A 21,008-nucleotide genomic window follows, 5' to 3' on the forward strand; every position below is an offset into this window, starting at 1 on the left:
TCGCAGCTCCGCAGCACCACAGCGCCGCGAAATAAGCCTCAATGAAAATTCCGGCTCGAAATCGTGAGTTCGCCCAGCATCGGCGAAAGATCGATCAGGCGATGCGCGACCAGATGGGTAACGCGTTCCTCGCGCTGCCATATCCCTTCCACGCCCAATAGCGACGACGCCAGCAACTCCTTGCGCTGCGCCTCGACCAGATCGGGCCAGACGATCACGTTGATGACGCCCGTCTCGTCTTCCAGCGACACGAAGACCGTGCCGTTGGCCGTGCCCGGACGCTGACGTCCCGTCACAATGCCGACCGCGCGCACGCGTCGCCCGTGCACGCCATCGGACTGCAACTCCTTTGCCGTACGCACGCGCATTTTCGTCAGCTTCTCGCGCAACAGCAGTAACGGATGACGCCGCAACGTCAGCCCCGTACTCGCATAGTCGGCCACGATGTCCTGCCCCTCGGCCATCGGCGGCAAGGCCACCTGCTCATCCGCACTGCCCGGCGCGGCGTCGCGCAGGACAGTGGCCCCCAGCAACGGCGTGGGCGGCTGCCAGGCGGCCACTGTCCAGCGTGCCTGACGCCGTCCGCCCAGGAGGGCCGACAAGGCGTCCGCTGCCGCCAGCGCATCGAGATCGCGACGCAACAACGCGGCGCGCGACGTCAGATCGTCGATATCGGTAAACGGCCGCGACCGACGCGCACGCTCGATGGCCTGCGCGCCCTCGGCAGACAGGCCCTTGACCAGCGACAGGCCAAGGCGCACCGCCGGTCGACGCGCATCCCCATACCGGCCGACCCTCGCCTCGGGACGCGACTCGACATCGCTCACGCACACGTCCACCGCGCGAACCTCCACACGATGCCGTCGCGCATCCTGCACCAGTTGCGAGGCCGAATAGAAGCCCATCGGCAAACTGTTGAGCAACCCGCACAGGAACATCTCCGGCGCGTGACACTTGAGCCACGCACTGGCGTATGCCAGCGAGGCGAAGCTCGCCGCATGACTCTCGGGGAATCCATACTCGCCGAACCCCTCGATCTGACGACAGATCGCCTCGGCAAACTCGAGCGGATAACCATTCTTCAGCATGCCGTCGACGATGCGGGTCTGGAATTTCTCCAGACCGCCTTTGCGCTTCCATGCCGCCATCGAACGACGCAACTCGTCGGCATCGCCCGCCGAGAAGTCTGCGGCGATCATCGCGATCTGCATGACCTGCTCCTGAAAAATCGGCACGCCCAATGTACGTTCCAGTGCCGGTCTGATGGCGTCACACGGATAGACGACGTCTTCCGGTTTCAGCTTGCGCCGCTTCAGATAGGGATGCACCATGCCGCCCTGAATCGGCCCGGGACGCACGATCGCGACCTGCACGACCAGATCGTAGAACTTGACCGGTTTCAGACGCGGCAACATGCTCATCTGCGCTCGCGACTCGATCTGAAACACGCCCACGGTATCGGCGCGGCGGATCATGCCGTACGTTGCCGGGTCATCGCGTGGGATTTCGGCCAGTTCGATCGGCTTGCCCTGCCATTCGCCCAGCAAATCGAGCGTGCGCCGCAACGCACTCAGCATGCCGAGCGCCAGCACGTCGACCTTGAGCAGTCTGAGCGTCTCGATATCGTCCTTGTCCCATTGAATGACGTAACGGTTCTCCATCGCGGCCGGCGCGATCGGCACGAGGCGCGAGAGCTTGTCGCGCGCAATCACGAAGCCCCCGACGTGCTGCGACAAATGCCGTGGAAAGCCGATCAGCCGCGCCGCCAGATCGGCCCAAAGCCGCGTCGTCGGCGCATCGGGCGACAGTCCCTGCGCGGCCATGCGGGCGAGCAGGTTCTCCTTGCCGTCCCACCACTGCTGACTCTGTGCCACCTGCTCGACGATGGACAGATCGATCCCCAGCGCCCGCCCCGTATCGCGCACGGCGCTGCGCATGCGATAGCTGATGACCGTTGCCGCCAGCGCCGCCCGGTCGTTGCCGTACTTCCGATAGATGTACTGGATGACGATCTCGCGCTTCTGGTGCTCGAAGTCGACGTCGATATCTGGCGGCTCCTTGCGCTCCCTCGACAGAAAACGGCCGAACAGCACTTGCGCTTCGTCGGGGTTCACCGCAGTGATGCCCAGGCAATAACACACCGCCGAGTTCGCCGCCGAGCCGCGCCCCTGACACAGAATCTTCTGGCTGCGGGCATAGCTCACGATGTCGTAGACCGTCAGGAAGTACGGCTCGTACTCAAGCTCGCGAATGAGCGCCAGTTCCGCCTTGAGGAGCGCCACCACTTTCGGCGGCACACCGTCTGGATAACGCCACGTCGCCCCCTTGTCGACCTCCTGACGCAGATACGATTCCGGCGTATGGCCTGCGGGCACGAGTTCTTCCGGATATTCGTAACGCAGTCTCCTCAGATCGAAATGACATCGCGAAGCGATCGCCACCGTCTCGGCCAACGCCTCTTTCGGATAAAGCCATGAAAGCCGTAGCCGGGGACGCAGATGTTGCTCCGCATTCGCCGTGAGCGACAACCCGCACGCCTGCACCGGCACGCCCCGCCCGATGGCCGTGAGGGTATCTTGCAATGGCTTGCGCGAGCGCACATGCATGAGGACATGCCCTGTCGCGACGAGCGGCACGCCGCATTCGACGGAGATCGCACGCAGACGCGCCAACTGCGCTTCGTCGTCCGCACGGTGACGACGTTCCAGCGCGAGCCAGATCCGCCCCTCACCGAACGTCCGGGCGGCCCAACGCGTCTGCGCCAGCGTCAGTTCGGCGCTCGCGTCGGGGTCCGGCACCAGAATGAGCAGACAGCCCTTCAGACCGCGCAGATGCGCGTACTCCCCGGTCGGCGCACTGAAATCGCCCGGGTGCAACCGATAGCTGCGATTCGGACCACGCATGCGTCCGAGCGTGATCATCTCCGACAGATTGCCGTAGCCATCACGGTGCTGCGCCAGCGCAACCAGATGCACGGTGCCGAGTGCGTCTGGAAGATCACGGGGATCGAGGGGATCGTGGCCCGCCAGCGCGCCCGGTTCGATTCCCGTCGACCTGCGCTGTTCGGACGATGTGTCGTGTGACGATGGCGACGGAACCGGCGGCCGGGTCGTCGACGCTCCCGTCGATTGCGGTACTTGTGATGCGACACACTCGGGCGTCAGACGAAACTCGCTGCCGACGATCAGCTTCACCGCCGGATACTTGGTCGCTTCCGCAAGCGCCCGTACGACACCGGCCAGCGAACACTCATCGGTAATGGCCAACGCGGTGTACCCCAGATGTGCCGCCCGTGCGACCAACTCCTCCGGGTGAGACGCACCGCGCTGAAACGAGAAATTCGACAGGCAATGCAATTCGGCGTACGCCGGCAGGCCGCCTTCCTCCTCCCCGTACGGCCGAGCAGGGGCGTCTTCGGGGGTGTCGGCACCGTCGTCGTTGGCGGCCAACCCGTCGGTCGACCCTTGCCAGGGGAGAAAATCGTCGAAATTCATAAGGCGACTTATCGATCGGCGTTCACCGGCATCAGCCGAACAGGCCGTGCAGATACCACGCGGCGTCGGCCCCTTTCACCGGACGCTCCCGAAACACCCACAGCAGCGCCCCCGAGGCATCAGCCGCGATGAAGTAATCGCGCGTGACCGTGCCCGGCTCCCACCATCCCGCCTCGATCCGCTCGGGACCACTCACCAGTTGCAACGGCCCCTGCCGCCACGGACGCTCCTGCTGCACGCGCAACCGTTGCGGGGCATCGAGCAGCCATGCCGGACGTGGGGGCAATGCCTGCGCAGTCTCCGGCAAATGACGCGACGTCCTGGCGCTCGGCCCCCGCGCGCCATGCGTGGTACGGGTACCCACGCTCGCGCCTGGGTTGGTGTCCGGGCTGTTGCCTGCCCCTGCGCCCCCTCCCGCCCCATAAGCCACGCTGACGAACGCCGCCTCGGGGCGATGGTCGCCGCGCACCTGCAAACGCCGCACATGCTCATCCCCCAGACGCGCCGCCACACGCTCCATCAATTGCACGAAGTCCTGACGCTCGCGCCCGGGCTCCGGCAGTAACGACCCGTTTTGCGGAACGTGCGGTGCGGTCTGGGTCACATCCAGCCGTAGCGTCAGCACCGGTGCAACCAGCGGCGCACGCGCGAGCCGCTCCTTGCACAGCGACAGCAAGTGCGCCGGCGCGGCACTGGCCTCGGCCAGACGGATATCAAAACGCGTCGGCGCCAGCGTCTGTCTGCCGAGCGGTTCGTGTTCGAGTATCAGTGTCAGCGAGCGCGTCGCCAGTTGGCCGGCGGCCAGCCATCCCGTCAGTTGCGCCAGCAAGCGGCGCAAACCGAAGAGCAGCACTTCAACGTCGTGAGTGAGCGACGGCAACGGCAAGACCGCTTCGAAATGCGGCGGCGCGCGGTACCACGCCGGGGCTTCCGGCGTATCGCCATAAGCGCGGGAAAGCGAAGTCATCAACGCTGCGCCGCAGCGACGCCTGACGCCCGCCGCTGGCAGCGCTCGTAGCGCTCCCAACGTCGCACAACCGATTTGCGCGAGCCAATCGAGCCATGGCTGCGCTTCAGGCAGCAACGCGACCGATAGCGGGTCGAGTTGCGACGGCAGCACGGCCAGCGGAGGTGGCAACAACGGCTCGCCGGGTTCACCGGACTCGCCATGCCATGCCGACGAGATTGACGACGATGTCTCTCCGGACTTCGATGCCGCTGACGCCACGTTCACCGGCACGTTCACCGGCACGTTCATCGGCACAATCGAGCGACGCGACGCGCGCGACTTCATCGCTGCCTGCATATGTTCCGGCGTCGGTGCATGCGAATCGACAGGCGGTGAGGCCACTTCTGCGGCACGCGCGAGCAATACCGCAGCGCTGGCCGTCGCGGCCATCCCCAACGATGCGCGATGCCCGAGCGCTTCGGCACTCTCCAGCACCTGCACGGCCAACGACGCCAGACCGCCGAACAGGCGCAGGCTCGGCGCAACGTCGATCACCACACACTGCGGCGCGGCAATCGCGACATCGGGCCCGAAGCGCAGCAAGGCCAGCGCCAGGGCTTCGAGCGCCAGCGACTCGGCCCCCTCGTCGCGATCGTGAAACCGGGCTTGCGGCAACAGCGCCAGCACGCCGCCACGACGCATCCCCGGCTGCACCCCGGCCGCCTGTGCGGCCTCGCTCGCCTGCCAGACACGCGCCTGCGCCAGCACGACCGTCGTGTCGGCCTGCGCGCCCGCGTCCCCGTGCGCACGCATACGCGGCGAGGCGACCTCAAGCGCCAGAGATGGCAGATGCAGGGCGATCCAGCAGGCCATGCGAGACTCCGGAAGCAGAAACGAAAGAAGCGGTGGAAGGGGTGGACGGTGTGGACGGAACGGGCGACGGTGTCGGATCGGGCCGCACATGCCATGGCATCGCATCGTCCCAGGTCCCCGTCACCGGTTGCGGTGCACGCGTATAAGGCGCAGGCAACGTCAACCAGAGCGGATCGAGGCGGGGCGGTCCGCGACGCTTGTGAAACTGCACCCCTAGCCGACTGCCCTCCCCGACGGTAAGCCCGAGCCGCAGCGGCGCGGCCGAAGCTGTCGAGACCGCCGCCGGCGCACGCACCACCCAGGTCAGCGTCTCGCCGCCGCCCGCCGCGACCTGAAGCCGCCGGAGTTGCTCTGGCGTCGCTGCGGGCAGCCACGTCAGCACCGCCCCGCAGCAAGCGCTTTTGAGCGCCTGCTCGGCGCACCAGAGCATGTCGCGGTCCTCAGCCCTCATCCCCCGCCCCGCACGCTCACCGGCCCCGCGACGCCCCCGGGACACTCCGGACACCGCAGACGCCGGACGCATCACTACGCTCAGCCAGCGCAAATCGATCCCCCATCCCGCCAGTGCCGGTGCGTACGGCAGCATCGGCGGCGCAATGACCATCACCGGCTTGCCAGCCTGTGTCAGGTCGCGCAACGTCGGCGCCAGCAGCCGCCACTCGCCGATCCCCGGGCGCTCGCACAGCAGCTCCGTCACCGCACCATGCGGCCACCCGGCGCCGGGCAACTCGGCGTCGAGCGCGGCAAAACCGGTGGTGTGGCCCGCGCGGTGGCAATGCGCCAGTTCGCTGGCACGCCATAGCCCGGCAGGCAGGGAGGAAAGCGGCAGGGTCATCTGGAGAATCAAGCACCCAAATACTGTATGAATGTACAGTATAGCAGTTCATCGACTTTCGGCAGCATTCCAGTGGCTTCCCATCCATCGCGCCTGTCGCAATTTGTCCGTGCTTTCCCGACGATCGTGCTTGCGGGCAAACGCCGGCCCGGCTAACGTGAGCGTCATTGCCAGTCATCCCACCCTCATGCCCCTCCCGACTACCGCCACCGCGCCTTTCTGCCCCTCCGAGGTCAAGGGCAGCATCGTCATCGACGCGCGCCAATCGCGCTGGACCAAACTCAAACGCTTCGCCGGCCCCGGACTGCTCGTCGCCATCGGTTACATGGATCCCGGCAACTGGGCGACGGACATTCAGGCCGGCTCGCAATTCGGCTACTCGCTGCTGTGGGTCGTGGCGTTATCGAGCCTCGCGGCCATCTTCTTGCAGATGCTCGCCGCCCGCCTCGGGCTGGTGGCCGGACGTGACCTCGCACAAGCCAGCTACGAACGCTACGGCCGCACGGGACGTCTGGTGCAGTGGATCACGGCGGAGATTTCCATCATCGCGTGCGATATCGCCGAAGTGCTCGGCTGCGCGCTGGCCTTCAAGCTGCTGCTGGGGGTACCCATCTCGTGGGGGATCGTGCTGACTGCGCTCGACACGATGATCGTGCTCGGCCTGCAAGGCAAAGGCTTCCGTCAGATCGAAGCGATCGTTTTCGGATTGATCGGCACGATGGCGTTCTGCTTCGTCGCACAAGTCGCCATGGCGCCGCCCGACTGGCATGCCGTGGCCGCAGGTCTCGTCCCCGGCGCGCCCAGCCACGACCGGCGCGACGCCATCGTGCTGGCGCTGGGTATCGTCGGCGCGACGATCATGCCGCACAACCTGTACCTGCACTCTTCCGTCGTGCAAACCCGACGCGTTGTCGGCGGCAAGCGTGGCGACGTGCATGACACGCTCGCATTGGTGCGTATCGACACCTGGGGCTCGCTGCTGATCGCCATGTGTGTGAATGCGGCCATTCTGATTCTTGCGGGGTCGGTCTTTCACGCGAGCGGGCAGACCAACGTCACCGATATCGAGCAGGCGTATCAATTGATCACGCCGATTGCAGGCGGGGCCGCCGCTTTCATGTTCGGCATTGCCCTGCTGGCGTCCGGACAAAGCTCGACACTCACGGGCACCATCGCCGGGCAAGTCATCATGGACGGCTTTCTGCACATGAAGATCCCCTGCTACCAGCGACGCCTGATCACGCGCGGTCTCGCGCTGGTGCCCGCCCTCATCGGCGTGCTATGGCTCGGCGACGGCGCCGTGGGCAAGCTGCTGGTCTGGAGTCAGGTGTTGCTCAGCCTGCAACTGCCGTTCGCCATGTGGCCGCTCATTCGCTCGGTCAGCGACCCGCGCGTGATGAAAGGCAACGCGATCGGACGTCCCACGCAGGTCTTCGCATGGTGCCTGTTCGTGGTCATCACCGGCACCAATCTGCTGCTGATTTTCGGACTGAGCTGAAGATTCGGGCGTAAAAGCCCGCAAGGGCGACGCCCGGCATCCCTGTACGCAACGCCAACGCGACAATCGCACGTGCTACCATCAGTACCCCTTATGAATCCGCAGAACAAAAAAGCGTCAGGAAAATAAGGGACCAGATGACTCGCAACGGATCGATGCGATCGTGCATCGTCCTGCGAGCACTAAAACACACTGAGGGGTATCAACGTGCAGAAAAGCAAGTCCGGCATTGCGCTGTTCAGCGCCGCCATGCTCGCGATGGCAACGCTCGGCGGTTGCGCTACCGAAAGCTCGCGTACCGTAGAAGTCGCCAAGGTCGAGAGCGCAAGCCGCGCCTACGTCGGCGTGCGTACACCGATCGCCGTCGGCAAGTTCGACAACCGTTCCGCATACATGCGTGGTGTCTTTTCCGATAATGTCGACCGCCTCGGCAGTCAGGCCAAGACGATCCTGATCACGCATCTTCAGCAAACGAATCGCTTCAACGTGCTCGACCGCGACAACATGGCCGAGATCCGTCAGGAAGCCGACATCAAGAAGACCCAGCAGACGCTCAAGGGCGCTGACTACGTGATCACCGGCGACGTCGTCGAGTTCGGTCGCAAGGAAGTGGGCGACAAACAGCTCTTCGGCATTCTGGGCCGCGGCCGCGAGCAGATCGCGTACGCCAAGGTCAATCTGAACGTGGTCGATATCTCGACGTCGGAAGTCGTGTATTCGAGCGGCGGCGCCGGCGAATTCGCCCTGTCCAACCGCGAGGTCATCGGTTTCGGCGGCACAGCGGGCTACGACTCGACGCTCAACGGCAAGGTCCTCGACCTCGCCATGCGCGAAGCCGTCAACAACCTCGTCGCCGGCATCGAAAGCGGCGCCTGGAAGCCCGGCAAGTAAGCCGACCGCATCCCTTTTTGCAGCATGCCGCAGCGCGTGATTCGTCACGCGCTCGTTCGCGCGCGTCAATCGGGTGCGAGCAGCGCCTACCACGAAGGACGCGCAGGCTGCGGCATGCCTGTCAGGATCTCTATCGTCATGAATCGCACATTCCCTACACTCTCACCTACGCGCTCACCTGCGCGCTCATTACGCCGTCCCGGCGCTATCGGTCAGGCCGGCCGTCTGGGCGTAGCGGCCATCGCGGGCGCCATCATCGTCACGCTGTCGGGTTGCGCTACGCCGCAAAAACCGCTGTACGACTGGGAAAGCTACCAGCCGCAGGTCTACGAGTATTTCAAGGGCGAATCGAAGGAAGCGCAGATCATTGCGCTCGAGCGTGATCTGGAGAAGATCAAGGCGTCGAACAATGCAGCGCCGCCGGGCTATCACGCGCACCTGGGTCTGCTCTACGCATCGGTCGGCAAGCCCGACAAGATGGTCGAGGAATTCCAGATCGAGAAGCAGTTGTTCCCCGAATCCGCCAATTACATCGACTTCCTGCTCAAGAACAAGACCACGGAGGCCAAGCAATGATCGCCCGACTCTGCAAATGGATGACGGTTGCGGCACTGGCCGCCGTGATGACCGGCTGCGCCATGCATCAGGCCAAACCGTATGACTACACGGCGTTCAAGGAAAGCAAACCGAAGTCGATTCTGGTGTTGCCGCCGCTGAACGAATCGCCCGATATCGACGCCACCTACAGCGTGCTTTCGCAGGTCACGGTGCCGCTGGGCGAAGCCGGCTACTACGTGATGCCTGTCGCGCTGGTCGATGAGTCTTTCCGTCAGAACGGTCTTACCGTTGCCGGTGACATTCATCAGGTCAGCCCGGCCAAGCTGCGCGAGATCTTCGGTGCAGACGCCGCGCTCTACATCAAGATCACCCAGTACGGCACGAAGTACATGGTGCTCGACAGCGCCACGGTGGTGACCGTCACAGCCGATCTCATCGATCTGCGCAACGGTGCGAAGCTGTGGAGCGGCGTGGCCAGCGCGTCGAACAACGAGGGGAACAACAACGGTGGCGGCGGGCTGATCGGTATGCTCGTCACGGCAGCCATCAAGCAGATCGTCAACAGCGTGTCGAACGCGGGCTACACGGTCGCGGGCACCGCCAACGCACGCCTGCTCTCCGCCGGACGCCCCAACGGCATGCTCTACGGTCCGCGCTCGCCGAAGTACGGCACGGACTGATGTCGCGACGCCGAACCCACCGAGAGCCTCACGCTTAGCGGCCGGTTCGGTGCCACGGCGATGTCGGGTGACGGAAAGATTGGGGATCGTCGACCCCGTCGCCTATAGTGGTAGCGCATGATGCCGCCGGATCGCAACGGTCCGGCGCGTCCTGCGGAAAGTGTGGTATCTCGCTTCACCTGGACCGATAGCCGACCCCGTCGCAGCACGGGGACAGAAATGCCTGACGACGCGCGCCGTCGCTTGCGCGTGTGCCGGTGTCTATGCATGCCGACATGGGTTTCACGCCCCTTCGTCGGCTGACCCGCCCCACGCTTTGCGTCGGCAGGTTTCGTCCGGGAGTCATCATGGTCTATCGCTTCGCTCCATCGCTCGCCCAACCCCATCTCCGCCCCCAGCCCGCCATGGCGTCACGCAGACGTCCCGGATCACGCGCGGCTGCGGCAAAACCACTCGCGGCGCGCAAATCGACCAAGTTTTCTAAGGCGCTTGGCCCACTCAGGTCGTTCATCGGGCTCACCCTGCTTGTCGGCCCCGCGTTCGCCTACGCCGACCCGATGCACCTCTCCGACATCAAGGATGCCAACGGCCAGCAATTGAGCGTCGACGACTTGCGTTCGCTGATGCCCGGCGCGCACATCACCAACATGGTGCCGAATGGCAGCACGCGCAAATGGGTCAACGACACCAACGGCTCGCTCAATGCCACGAGCGACAACAAGGGGAATATGGGGTCCGGCGGCCGCAGCGTGCAGGTCGCACGCGCCACCGGCACCTGGTCGGTCAACGACAACGGATCGTATTGCGTCAATCTGGAGTGGCGCGCGCTGACCGAGAACTGGTGCCGTTTCATGTTCAAGGTCGGCGACAAGTACTACGGCGTGACCTCACTGGCCAACGGCGCCGCCATCGCGACTGAATTCAGCATCGAGAAGTAGAGGGAGCGCCGAACTCGCCGCGCAGTCCGAGCCCATCGACGCACACTTGGCGACTGCACGGGGTGCCGCTTTGCGTCGCCCCCCAAAAAAAGCGCCCCGGGCTGCGAACAGCGCCGGGGCGCGACTGCACGCTGCGTTTCTGTCGTCAGCGAGGCAGTTGGGGCTATGGCGCTCGGTAGCCACGCCCCGCGAGGGACGGAGGGCTAACGCGCGCTAGCGACTCAGAAGTCGGTCGTCATGGACAAGAGGAACGTGCGCGGTGCGCCGAGCGTCAGGTAGTTGCTCGACGATACGCTCGACCAGTAGGCCTTGTTGGTCACGTTCAGCACGCTCACACGGAAGGTCGTCGGCTTGCCGTAAATCTGCGTGGCGTAACGCGCGCCAAGATCGAAGCGGTCCCATGCCGGGATCGACGCCGTATTGGCAATGTTGGCGTACTCGCGACCCGTGTGAATCCAGCGGGCGTTAAGCGTCAGCCCCGGCACCCACGGAATGTCGTATTCCGCACCGAGGTTGTACGAGAACGTCGGCACGCCGACCGGACGATTGCCGTTCGTCGCCGCGCTCGACTGGTTGAGCAACGTGCCATTGATGTACGACACCCCGGCGATCACGCGAACGTCCTTGACCGGGCTGCCATACACCGACGCTTCGACGCCACGGTGACGCTCAAGCCCGTCTGCCACGTAGACGTTGGACGCGTTCGTGTACGCCGACGGCTTCTCGATCTGATAGAACGCGATCGACGCGCCGAATCGGGCCGTATCGTACTTCGCACCGAATTCGATCTGCTTGGAGCGGAACGGCGGCAGCGACTGACCGTAGTTGAGCGTGCCTTGCGGTGCGGTGGTGCCCGCCGCCAGCCCTTCGCTGCGGTTCGCGAAGAGCGAGACGTTCTGCCACGGCTTGAACACGAGCCCGAACAGCGGCGTGGTGATGGCATCGTTGTACGCGAGCGTCTGCGCACCGGTATAGCCGTAGTTGTTCACCCCGATCGACTGATGGCGCACACCGACCGTCGCCAGCACACGATCGTTGAAGAAGCCCAGCGTGTCTGACGCCGACACGCTACGCAACAAGGTGAGTGCCGTCGTTTGCGGATCGTTCAGATTCCCGCCCTGCGACGTAGCTGCCGGATAAGGGACTTGCGGCGGGTTGACGAAGCTCGTCGAGAACGCCGGCGCGAACGTAAATGCCGACTGCGAGTCCAGACGCGTGCCCGACGCGCCTGCCGTCACGAAATGCGTCACCGGACCGGTCGTGAAACGACCGCGCACGCCAACCTCGCCGGAGAGCGCATCTTCCTGGTGCGGAGCATTCAGACGCGTTGCGGTAATCGTGCTGGGCGAGCCCTTCCACGTCGGATTCGAGTACTCGCCGTTCTCGTTCGTATGACGGATACCGCCCGTCACGTAGGCCGTCCAGTGAGGCAGGAAGTCATACTCGGCACGCAGAATGCCGACGTTGTCCTCCAGCGTGGTGTAGCTCCACGACTGCGCGTAATTCGACGTTGCGGCCGGCGGCTGGGGCAGCACCGTGCCCGAGAAGTTGTACAGCGCCCGCCCCGAGCCGATGTGTTGCTTCTGATAGAGGAAATCGGCCGACAGACGCAGCTTGTCACCGCGCCAGTCGAGCGCCACTGCCGTGGTCTTCGAGTTCTGATGTTCGCGATCGACCGACGTCTCACCGTCGCGCACCGCCTGATTCACGCGAATACCGAATTGCCCTTCGCTGCCGAAGCGGCGGCCCACATCCACATGCGCGCCGAATTCGCCCGAGCCACTGCCTTCGAGCGTGACCCGGTTGAGCGGGGTATCGTCCGCGCGCTTGAGTTGCAGATTGACGCCACCGCCAATGGCCGAGCCGCCCGGCGACGCGCCATTCAGGAAGGCATTCGCCCCCTTGAACAATTCGACACGTTCGAGCGCTTCGGTCGACACGAGTTGTCGCGGCGTAATGCCATAAAGACCGTTAAGCGAAATGTCGTCGCCCGCCAGCGTAAAACCGCGAATCACAAACGTTTGCGCAAAGTTACCGAATCCGCGCGACATGCGCACCGACGGATCGTTGTCGAGCACGTCCGCCAGCGTACGCGCCTGCTGATCTTCGATCATTTTCGACGTGTACGCGCTCATGCTGAACGGCACGTCGAGCGTGCTTTGGTTACCGAGCACGCCAAAGCTCATGCCTCGCGCAATTTGGCCGCCTACGTAGGCCGGCGGCGTGTCGTTCGGCGACGCTTCGCGCGCGCCCTGCACCGTCACGGCCGGTAGAGCGACGTCGTTCTGCGCTCCCGCCTGACCTGCCTGCCCCGCATTACCCGGCGGCGTGGTTTGTGCGATCGCACCGACGCTAAAAACAGACGAGCCGAATGCCAGTACCGAAGCGGCAACGATCGGGCGCAACGACAGCCATTGGCCGGCGGCAGGCGCAGGCATACCGGCATTAGCAGAACGAGGAGCTCGGGCAATACGGGAAGAACGGGAAGCGAGCGACATGAGGAACAACTTCGAGGAAACGCCCCGGCAATCAAACATCACCTGGACGAGGAAGAGATTCGCCGGTCGGAAATCAACCCCTGCCCTCAAGCCACAAGAAAGGAAAGCTGCGTACGACAACGGCACCGTCAAGAGACTCGCGCTCACGGCGCGACATCTCCATTGGGCAAAAGTTTAATGATAATAACAATGATTATCAATTGCATTAACAAAAATACGACGCGCAACTCGCCAACCATTGGGGAGGGAACGTCGGTACGGAGAGTGTTGTGAAGCGACAGCCGAACTCGCTCGTCGAACCGTTGAGCGATACCTGCTACTTTTACCAGGGATCCAGGATGCAGTCGTTGCCGCGTGGAGGCTTCGATAGGGGGCCGTAAACGACAAAGCCCGCCGAAGTGGCGGGCTTGTTTTCACCGGTCCCGGAACAACGGGAACGGCATCCGGACTCACGGCTGGGCGCCGTCGCACGTCATTACACAATGACGGGAATCGCCCGATGAGACGATCGACTTGCCTGGCTGCGCCAGCGACGACCGTTCGTCCGGAAGGACTTCAGACTTGCTTAGTAACCGGCGGTTTCGAGCGCGCGGATACGTTGTTCCAGCTCAATGATGTCCTTCGACTCAGCCAGGAACGACTCACGACGACGGCGTTCAGCAGTTTCAAACCAAGTGTTCACGACTTCAAACAGGGCGGCAAACATGACGTTTCTCCAATTCAATTAGTGTGCTGCATCGCAGCAGTGCTTCGCATTATATAGGGTTTTCCCGTTAAGGGTTAGACCCTATATGTGAAAAACCAACAAAATCTGCTAGAGCATCACTTCGAATGGAGTCAATTCCATAAAATTCAATTAAAAATCAACAACATAAAAAAAAACCTCACCCAAAAGTACGCTGCGATCCGCTGTCGCACCGGCGCGATCAAAATTCGAATGACAAAAAAAGCGCCGCTGCTGCGGCGCGTCACGGGGTAGATGACGTGTCGAATGTGACACGCCCATCACGTCATGCCATCGTCGTCAGCCTTGCGGCGCATGGCGCGCGCCTTGGGCATCGCTCTCGACCACCGGCCCGCCCGCAGGGGTGTTGGCTGCGCTCGCCGACGGCGCCGCCGCGGGTTGTGTCGCACTGCCGCACGCGGCAGCCATCGTGCCGCAATCGGCTTGCGCCTTGTTCGCACCGAGACTACCGGGCAGTTCTGCGGCCGCCAGCCCTTCCAGAATCGGACAGTCCGGCCGGTCGTCGCCATGGCAATGCACGGCGAGATGCGACAGCGTGTCGCGCATGGCGACGAGTTCGCCGATGCGTTGATTGAGTTCGTCGACGTGAGATTGCGCCAGCGCCTTCACCTGGGCGCTAGAGCGGCCACGATCCTGCCAGAGCGCGAGCAACTGACGAATCTGGTCGATACCGAAACCCAACCGACGCGCCTGACGAATGAACCGCAGCAAATGCAGATCCTGTTCGCCGTACCGCCGGTAACCTGCCTCGGAGCGGGGGCTCGGGGGCATCAGGCCGATACTCTCGTAGTACCGGATCATCTTGGCCGTAACGCCGCTGGCCTGCGCCGCTTGTCCGATGTTCATGGCGACCTCACTGGGGGGAACGAGGGTTGAACGACGGGAGAGAGGATCCGTTCACGGCCTTCCCGGTATCCGACGGCACGAGTCGGGCACTGATCGGCGCATGATCGGAGATCCGTGACCAGGGACGCCCATGCAACACTTGCGCCCCTTCGATACGAAAGCCGCGTGCGTAAATACGGTCAAGTCGTAAAAGCGGCAATCCGCTCGGGAAACTGCGCGCCGGACGACCAGCGCTATTCTGAAACACTTCCGTCAGCGCCAATTTCTCAGCCAGCAGACGGTCCGCCTGATTACTCCAGTCGTTAAAGTCGCCGGCGATGATCAGCGGTGCATCCGAAGGAATGGCGTCCGCCACCCGCTCCGTCAGCATCTCAAACTGGCGACGTCGGCCCTGGCCGGCCAGCGACAGATGCACGCACAGGCAATGCAACGGTTGCTCCAGCCCCGGCACGGCAATTTCGCAATGAAGCATGCCGCGCTTCTCAAAACTATAGGTCGTGATGTCGTGATTGTCCGATTTGACGATCGGATAACGGCTCAAAATCGCGTTGCCGTGGTGCCCATGCTCATAAACGACATTCCGGCCATATGCGTGATCACGCCACATGGCGCCCGCCAGGAACTCGTGCTGCGGCTGCACCGGCCAATTACTGTGGCGCACCGCGTGCCGCTGGTGCATGCCCTGCACTTCCTGCAGGAAGACGAGATCGGGCGCCAGCCCCTCCAGCCCTGCGCGCAATTCGTGAACACGCAGTCGGTTGAACGCGGAAAAGCCCTTGTGGATGTTGTAACTTGCGATATGCAGACTATTCATATTCGGCAGCATTGACTCCGTGCCGGAAGACAGACGATATCACCTAGATGATGCCGCTTTCGGCGAATTTCAAGGCAAGTGAAAATCTCGGCAACGGACTGACGATTCACCGTCGGTACGTTGCCTCTGCTGGTTTCATTATGCGCCGATCACCTTGTGCCCGGGCAAACCGCCCTCAGATGCCCGCCCGATGGGCCTCACCGACGTGTTTCGCCGCCCCGCCGGCACCATCTACTGCGCCTAATGTCGCCGGTTGATCCGCAGGTCGCCACCGACGCAACAGCAGTGCATTACTGACGACACTGACACTGCTCAACGCCATCGCCGCACCGGCAATCACGGGACTCAGCAGCCCGAACGCCGCCAGCGGAATCCCGACCACGTTGTACGCAAACGCCCAGAACAGGTTCTGACGGATCTTCGACCAGGTGCGACGCGAGACGTCGATGGCATCGGCCACACGCAGCGGATCGCCGCTCATGAGCGTAATGCCCGCCGTCTGCATCGCAACATCGGTCCCCGAGCCCATGGCGATGCCGACGTCGGCAGCCGCCAGCGCCGGGGCGTCGTTGATGCCGTCACCGACCATCGCCACGACGGCGCCGTCACGCTTGAGTTGCGCAATGACTTCGGCTTTGTGTTCGGGCAACACGTCCGCGTGCACATCGTCGAGGCCCAGCGCGTTCGCAACGGCGCTTGCACTGCCCGCGTTGTCGCCCGTCACCATCACGCAACGCACGCCGAGGGCGTGCAACCGGTCGATGGCAGGCTTCGCACTGGCCTTGAGCGTGTCGCCGAACGCCAGCAGACCGAGCAGCCGTGCCGTTGCCGTCGTGCCACCAACGCCACCAACGCCATCGACGCCAGTCTCGACCAGCCACGAGACGGTGCGTCCCTCGCCCGCCAGACGCGTCGCCTCTTGCGCCAATGCGCCTTGCGACACCCCCAGCTCATCGAGCAATCTGGCATTGCCCAACTGAAGCGCATGGCGGCGGCCCGGGTTGCCGGCGTCCGACGTCTCCAGAATGCCGGCACGCATGCCACGTCCAGGCAGCGCCGCGATATCCGACGCCACGGGCACCTTCGACGTCAGGCCGCCTTCCTCAGCCGCCACCATGACCGCCTTGGCCAACGGATGCGAACTGCCCGACTGCACCGCTGCGGCCCATCGCAACAGCGTATCTGCGCTCGTACCGTCAGCGGGCAGATGCGCCACCAGACGCGGCTTGCCTTCCGTCAGCGTGCCGGTCTTGTCGAACGCCACGACGTTGATGCGATGTGCCAATTCGAGCGCTTCGGCATCCTTGATCAGAATGCCCTGCCGCGCCGCCGCGCCTGTGCCGACCATGATCGCAGCCGGCGTTGCGAGCCCCAATGCGCACGGACACGCAATCACAAGCACCGCCACGGCATTCAACAGCGCCGCCTCCAGCCCGATCCCGAGCGCCCAGCCGGCGATCACCGTGACGATGGCGATCAGGACCACCACCGGCACGAACACCGCCGCGACACGATCCACGGCGCGCTGAATCGGCGCCTTGCCCGCCTGCGCGTCTTCGACCATGCGGATGATGCGAGCGAGCGCCGTGTCGGCGCCGACCGCCGTCGTTTCCACGCGCAGCGTCCCCGCGCCATTGATCGAACCGCCCACGACCTTGTCGCCACTCGTCTTGTCGATGGGCAACGGTTCGCCCGTCAGCAACGACTCGTCGAGTTGGCTTGCGCCATCGCGAATCACGCCGTCGACCGGCACACGCTCACCGGCGCGCACCACGACCCAATCGCCCACTTTCACTTGCGAGAGCGGCACGTCAACCTCACTCGCTGCGCCATCCGGGTCGCGCAACACGCGCGCCGTCTCGGGCCGCAATGCCGCCAGCGCACGAATCGCTTCCACCGTACGCCGCTTCGCACGCGCTTCGAGCCCCTTGCCCAGCAGGACCAACGTAATGACGACCGCAGCCGCCTCGAAATAGAGATGCGGCATGCTGCCGGCAGGCGCACGCCACCATTCGTACAGACTCAGGCCATACGCCGCCGAAGTGCCCAGCGCCACGAGCAAATCCATGTTGCCGCTGCCCGCGCGCACCGCCTTGTAGCCTGCCCGGTAAAACCGCGCGCCGAGCCAGAATTGCACCGGCGTCGCGAGCAGCCATTGCACCCACGGCGGCGGCATCACATGCACCCCGAACGGTTCGAGCAGCATGGGCAGCAGCAGCGGCAGCGAGAGCACCGCCGCGACCGCCACCGGCCACCACGCCGGGCCGCCTTCGGTCTGGGCCGCCTGCGCCGGGTCCGTCACGGGCGACGCCTCATATCCCGCCTTCTCGACCGCGGTCGTCAGCGCCGCGATGTCCACGGCACCGCGTACCCCACGCACGGCGGCGCGCTCAGTCGCCAGATTGACGTTCGCCTCGACCACGCCCGGCACATTGCGCAGCGCCTTTTCGACGCGCCCCGCACACGAGGCGCATGTCATGCCGCCGATGGCGAGTTCGAACGATTGCTCCGCCACCTGATACCCGGCGTCGGCCACCGCCGCTTCGATCGCGCCAAGCAGAGCCGCCGGCTTCACATCGGCCGCGGCCTCGACAGCCGCCGTTTCGGTCGCAAGGTTCACATTGGCGCTCGCCACCCCTGGGGTGCGTCGTAACGCCTTCTCTACCCGCGTCACACACGATGCGCAGGTCATGCCTTCGATACCGACCGACCAGTTCTGAGTCATTTATGGGCCTCCCACGAGGACTGTCATCATGCGTCAAAGCATAGACCTTGCCATGACAGGAAGGTCAAGCACTGTGCGGCAACTTGTCACGCATCGTATCGACCGCCTGTCCGATCATTCAAGATAACGCGATCGGCACCGCCCGGGTTTGGGGGATGTCCGAGCCGTCACCCGACGCATCCGAAAAAAGCGCTTGAGCTTCCTGCAATGGGAAGGTCTATCATCGGTTCCATTCATTCGTGTCACCCTGCAATCGAACCTCTTCAAGGAGAACATCATGCAAGTGCAAGTCGAAGGTATGAGCTGCGGTCACTGCGTCAAGGCCGTCACGCGCGCGATCACCGAGCTGGACGCCGACGCCAAGGTCAATGTCGATCTGGGCGCCGGTCGCGTCGACGTGCAGAGCAATCTGTCCCCCGCCGAAGTCAGCGCCGCCATTACCGAAGCCGGTTATACGGTCAAGGGCACGCAGGCCTGAGCGTCATCTCGTCGTCCCGTCATCCCGTCATTCGGCCATCCGCGCCGTCCGGCCCGCTCGCCCGGACCCGATCGCGGCGTGGCCGAATATGCCGGACTCGAAATCCGGTATCCGGACGGAGAGCGGGAACGGCCCCGCCATTCCCACGCGCTCGACGCGGCCTTCGCTGCAAAGCGGCAAGACCTTGTGCTACGCTCTGTCTCGCCGACTACGTCATGACGCCGCGCGATGCGTTACTGCCAGCGACTGACGGGCGGCAATACACGTCTTCAGGGCGGGGTGAAAGTCCCCACCGGCGGTATGTGACGCCGCGCAGTGCGCTGCGCCGTCATGAGCCCGCGAGCGCCTGCCATCGTTGCTTTCGCGACACCGGCAGGGTCAGCAGATCTGGTGCGAAGCCAGAGCCGACGGTCATAGTCCGGATGAGAGAAGATGCGTCGACACCCACGTGCTATGGGACGAGCTCCCATGGTCACGTCCGTTCGCGTGCCCCGAAAACGTTTTTCGCCAATTGACTTACGCGAGGAGCGTTTCATGTCCACCAGCACCCAGCGCAATACCCAAGTTGCATCGCAAGACAACACCACGGCAGACGATCTGCATGCCTACCCGGCATTCGTCGATCTTGCGCCGGTCGAAGTCCGTCTGGCCGCCGCGCTCGACGCCATGCGCGATGGCCGCCCCGTCATTCTCATGGACGATCTCGACCGCGAGAACGAAGCCGATCTGATCGTCGCCGCCGAGAAAATCACGCCGGCCACCATGGCCATGCTGATTCGCGAATGCAGCGGCATCGTCTGCCTGTGCCTGCCCGACGAGACGCTTCGCCGCCTCGATCTGCCGCCGATGGTCGAGCAGAACCAGAGCCGTTACGGCACGGCGTTTACCGTGACGATCGAAGCTCGTCAGGGCGTGAGTACCGGCGTTTCGGCCGCCGACCGCGTCACCACGATCCGCGCGGCGATTGCCGACGATGCGCAACCGTCCGACCTGTCGCGTCCGGGTCACGTCTTCCCGCTGCGTGCGCAACCGGGCGGCGTGCTCACGCGTCGCGGTCACACGGAAGGCTCCGTCGATCTGGCGATCCTCGCCGGGTTGAAGCCGGCCGCCGTGCTGTGCGAACTGATGAATCCGGACGGCACGATGACGCGCGGCGCCGATATCGAGCGCTTCGCCAAGTTGCACGATCTGCCGATCCTGACCATCGACGAACTTGCCACTTACCGCCTCAGTCACGCTCAGGCCGCTTGAGTTGTCGGTTAGATAGAGGACGATGAAGCGTCGATAAGTCACTCATCGACGCAGTCCTTTACGGCAACGGCTCGCACCGTCGTGGCCGCAGCGTCACCTTCGCCTGCCGCGTCGTCAGCCCCTGTTTCATCGCGGACCGACGACGCTCATCGCCCCGGCCCGCCTACACACCTGCACGCCGATACGCCGGTACGCCGATATGCCGCGTACCACGAGCAAGCCCCGCCGCCCAGCCCGGCACCCGTCGACACTTCCCTCTAACGCGAAATGAGCAACCGAGCGCGGTCACTCCTATAATCGGCCTGACAATGCGATTGCCTAGCATGATAAAAGTTACGAGGAAGACGTCATGAATACCAAACTGGACACCCGCGCGGATGCCGCCGCCGTTCTGGCGCAGTGGGAAGCCGACGAAGCCGCCGTGCGCGAGCGCATCACCCGCAACGGTCCCGCCCGTTATGGCGTGGCCACGCCGTCGGACGTCATCGGCCTTTCCGGCCAGGAAATCTTCGACGCCATGTTCGACGGCAAGCTGCCGATGCCGCCGATCAGTGAAACGCTCGGCTTCATTGCCGTCGAGGTTGCCAATGGCCGCGCCGTCTTTCAGGGACGTCCGGCATTGCCCTATTACAACCCGCTCGGCTCCATTCATGGCGGTTGGTTTGCCACGCTGCTCGACTCGGCCGTGGCCTGCGCGATTCACTCGACCCTGCCCGCCGGACGCAGCTACACCACGCTCGAACTCAAGACCAACATGGTCCGCGCCCTCACCCGCGACGTTCCGCTCGTGCGCGCCGAAGGCAAGGTCATTCAGGCGGGACGTCAGGTCGGCATTGCCGAAGGCCGCATCGTCGGACCGGACGGCACGCTCTACGCACACGCCACGACGACCTGCCTGATCTTCGACTTCCCGCCGAAGAAGGCGTAAGCCAGTC

At 64.1% G+C, this 21,008-nt stretch carries 15 protein-coding genes, 1 pseudogene and 1 riboswitch; of the genes and pseudogenes, 8 read left to right on the plus strand and 8 right to left on the minus strand.

Annotation, left to right across the window (positions count from 1 at the left end):
- Positions 1 to 38 precede the first annotated feature (38 nt).
- Genes PCA20602_RS10280 through imuA form a run of 3 tightly spaced genes read right to left on the minus strand, consistent with a single transcriptional unit; the run spans position 39 to position 6,151 of the window.
- Positions 39 to 3,494, minus strand: a complete 3,456-nt coding sequence (locus PCA20602_RS10280) for an error-prone DNA polymerase (protein ID WP_150721159.1) — start codon at positions 3,492 to 3,494, stop codon at positions 39 to 41.
- 31 nt (positions 3,495 to 3,525) lie between these two features.
- The gene (locus PCA20602_RS10285) at positions 3,526 to 5,316 is read right to left on the minus strand and encodes a Y-family DNA polymerase (protein ID WP_174980968.1); all 1,791 of its coding nucleotides are present in this window, start codon (positions 5,314 to 5,316) and stop codon (positions 3,526 to 3,528) included.
- Positions 5,273 to 6,151: a translesion DNA synthesis-associated protein ImuA gene (gene imuA, locus PCA20602_RS10290; RefSeq protein ID WP_150721161.1), complete on the minus strand. Its 879-nt coding sequence runs from the start codon at positions 6,149 to 6,151 to the stop codon at positions 5,273 to 5,275. The genes PCA20602_RS10285 and imuA overlap by 44 nt, the downstream gene beginning before the upstream one ends.
- Positions 6,152 to 6,338: 187 nt before the next feature.
- On the opposite strand from imuA, the gene PCA20602_RS10295 reads away from it, so the two are divergent.
- From PCA20602_RS10295 to PCA20602_RS10315, 5 genes are all read left to right on the plus strand, one after another.
- Positions 6,339 to 7,649, plus strand: coding sequence for an Nramp family divalent metal transporter (locus PCA20602_RS10295; RefSeq protein ID WP_150721162.1), 1,311 nt, complete (start codon positions 6,339 to 6,341; stop codon positions 7,647 to 7,649).
- A gap of 249 nt (positions 7,650 to 7,898) precedes the next feature.
- Entirely contained in the window at positions 7,899 to 8,540 is a 642-nt protein-coding gene (locus PCA20602_RS10300; RefSeq protein WP_069344850.1) for a CsgG/HfaB family protein, read from the plus strand.
- 138 nt (positions 8,541 to 8,678) lie between these two features.
- Positions 8,679 to 9,116 (plus strand): DUF4810 domain-containing protein, encoded by a 438-nt coding sequence (locus PCA20602_RS10305; RefSeq protein ID WP_150721163.1) that lies wholly within the window; start codon positions 8,679 to 8,681, stop codon positions 9,114 to 9,116.
- Complete coding sequence (locus PCA20602_RS10310; protein WP_217432407.1) at positions 9,113 to 9,778, plus strand: DUF799 domain-containing protein; 666 nt, start codon at positions 9,113 to 9,115, stop codon at positions 9,776 to 9,778. The genes PCA20602_RS10305 and PCA20602_RS10310 overlap by 4 nt, the downstream gene beginning before the upstream one ends.
- 347 nt (positions 9,779 to 10,125) lie before the next feature.
- A complete protein-coding gene (locus PCA20602_RS10315; protein ID WP_150721164.1) occupies positions 10,126 to 10,716 on the plus strand; it encodes a DUF995 domain-containing protein in 591 nt (196 codons plus the stop codon).
- Positions 10,717 to 10,937: 221 nt separating this feature from the next.
- Here PCA20602_RS10315 and PCA20602_RS10320 read toward each other — a convergent pair whose 3' ends face one another.
- The 5 genes and pseudogenes from PCA20602_RS10320 to PCA20602_RS10340 form a co-directional block, all read right to left on the minus strand.
- Positions 10,938 to 13,154: a TonB-dependent receptor gene (locus PCA20602_RS10320; protein ID WP_150721165.1), complete on the minus strand. Its 2,217-nt coding sequence runs from the start codon at positions 13,152 to 13,154 to the stop codon at positions 10,938 to 10,940.
- Positions 13,155 to 13,779: 625 nt separating this feature from the next.
- The gene (locus tag PCA20602_RS10325; protein WP_087686702.1) at positions 13,780 to 13,920 is read right to left on the minus strand and encodes a DUF3563 family protein; all 141 of its coding nucleotides are present in this window, start codon (positions 13,918 to 13,920) and stop codon (positions 13,780 to 13,782) included.
- A 495-nt stretch (positions 13,921 to 14,415) separates the two neighbouring features.
- Positions 14,416 to 14,805: pseudogene (cueR, locus tag PCA20602_RS10330) on the minus strand (Cu(I)-responsive transcriptional regulator); the annotation flags it as partial.
- A 7-nt stretch (positions 14,806 to 14,812) separates the two neighbouring features.
- The gene (locus PCA20602_RS10335; RefSeq protein ID WP_150721167.1) at positions 14,813 to 15,619 is read right to left on the minus strand and encodes an endonuclease/exonuclease/phosphatase family protein; all 807 of its coding nucleotides are present in this window, start codon (positions 15,617 to 15,619) and stop codon (positions 14,813 to 14,815) included.
- 175 nt (positions 15,620 to 15,794) lie between these two features.
- A complete protein-coding gene (locus tag PCA20602_RS10340; protein ID WP_150721168.1) occupies positions 15,795 to 18,344 on the minus strand; it encodes a heavy metal translocating P-type ATPase in 2,550 nt (849 codons plus the stop codon).
- Positions 18,345 to 18,621: 277 nt separating this feature from the next.
- Between PCA20602_RS10340 and PCA20602_RS10345 the strand changes: the two genes are divergently transcribed.
- From PCA20602_RS10345 to PCA20602_RS10355, 3 genes are all read left to right on the plus strand, one after another.
- Positions 18,622 to 18,822: a heavy-metal-associated domain-containing protein gene (locus tag PCA20602_RS10345; protein WP_150721169.1), complete on the plus strand. Its 201-nt coding sequence runs from the start codon at positions 18,622 to 18,624 to the stop codon at positions 18,820 to 18,822.
- A 261-nt stretch (positions 18,823 to 19,083) separates the two neighbouring features.
- Positions 19,084 to 19,260: riboswitch (FMN riboswitch) on the plus strand.
- A gap of 96 nt (positions 19,261 to 19,356) precedes the next feature.
- Positions 19,357 to 20,073 carry a 3,4-dihydroxy-2-butanone-4-phosphate synthase gene (ribB, locus tag PCA20602_RS10350; protein WP_246182117.1) on the plus strand — a complete coding sequence of 239 codons (717 nt, stop codon included), beginning with the start codon at positions 19,357 to 19,359 and terminating at the stop codon, positions 20,071 to 20,073.
- Positions 20,074 to 20,422: 349 nt separating this feature from the next.
- Complete coding sequence (locus tag PCA20602_RS10355; RefSeq protein ID WP_150721170.1) at positions 20,423 to 21,001, plus strand: PaaI family thioesterase; 579 nt, start codon at positions 20,423 to 20,425, stop codon at positions 20,999 to 21,001.
- Positions 21,002 to 21,008: the final 7 nt, after the last annotated feature.

Origin of the sequence: Pandoraea capi (assembly GCF_902459735.1) — a bacterium.
Lineage (GTDB): Bacteria > Pseudomonadota > Gammaproteobacteria > Burkholderiales > Burkholderiaceae > Pandoraea > Pandoraea capi.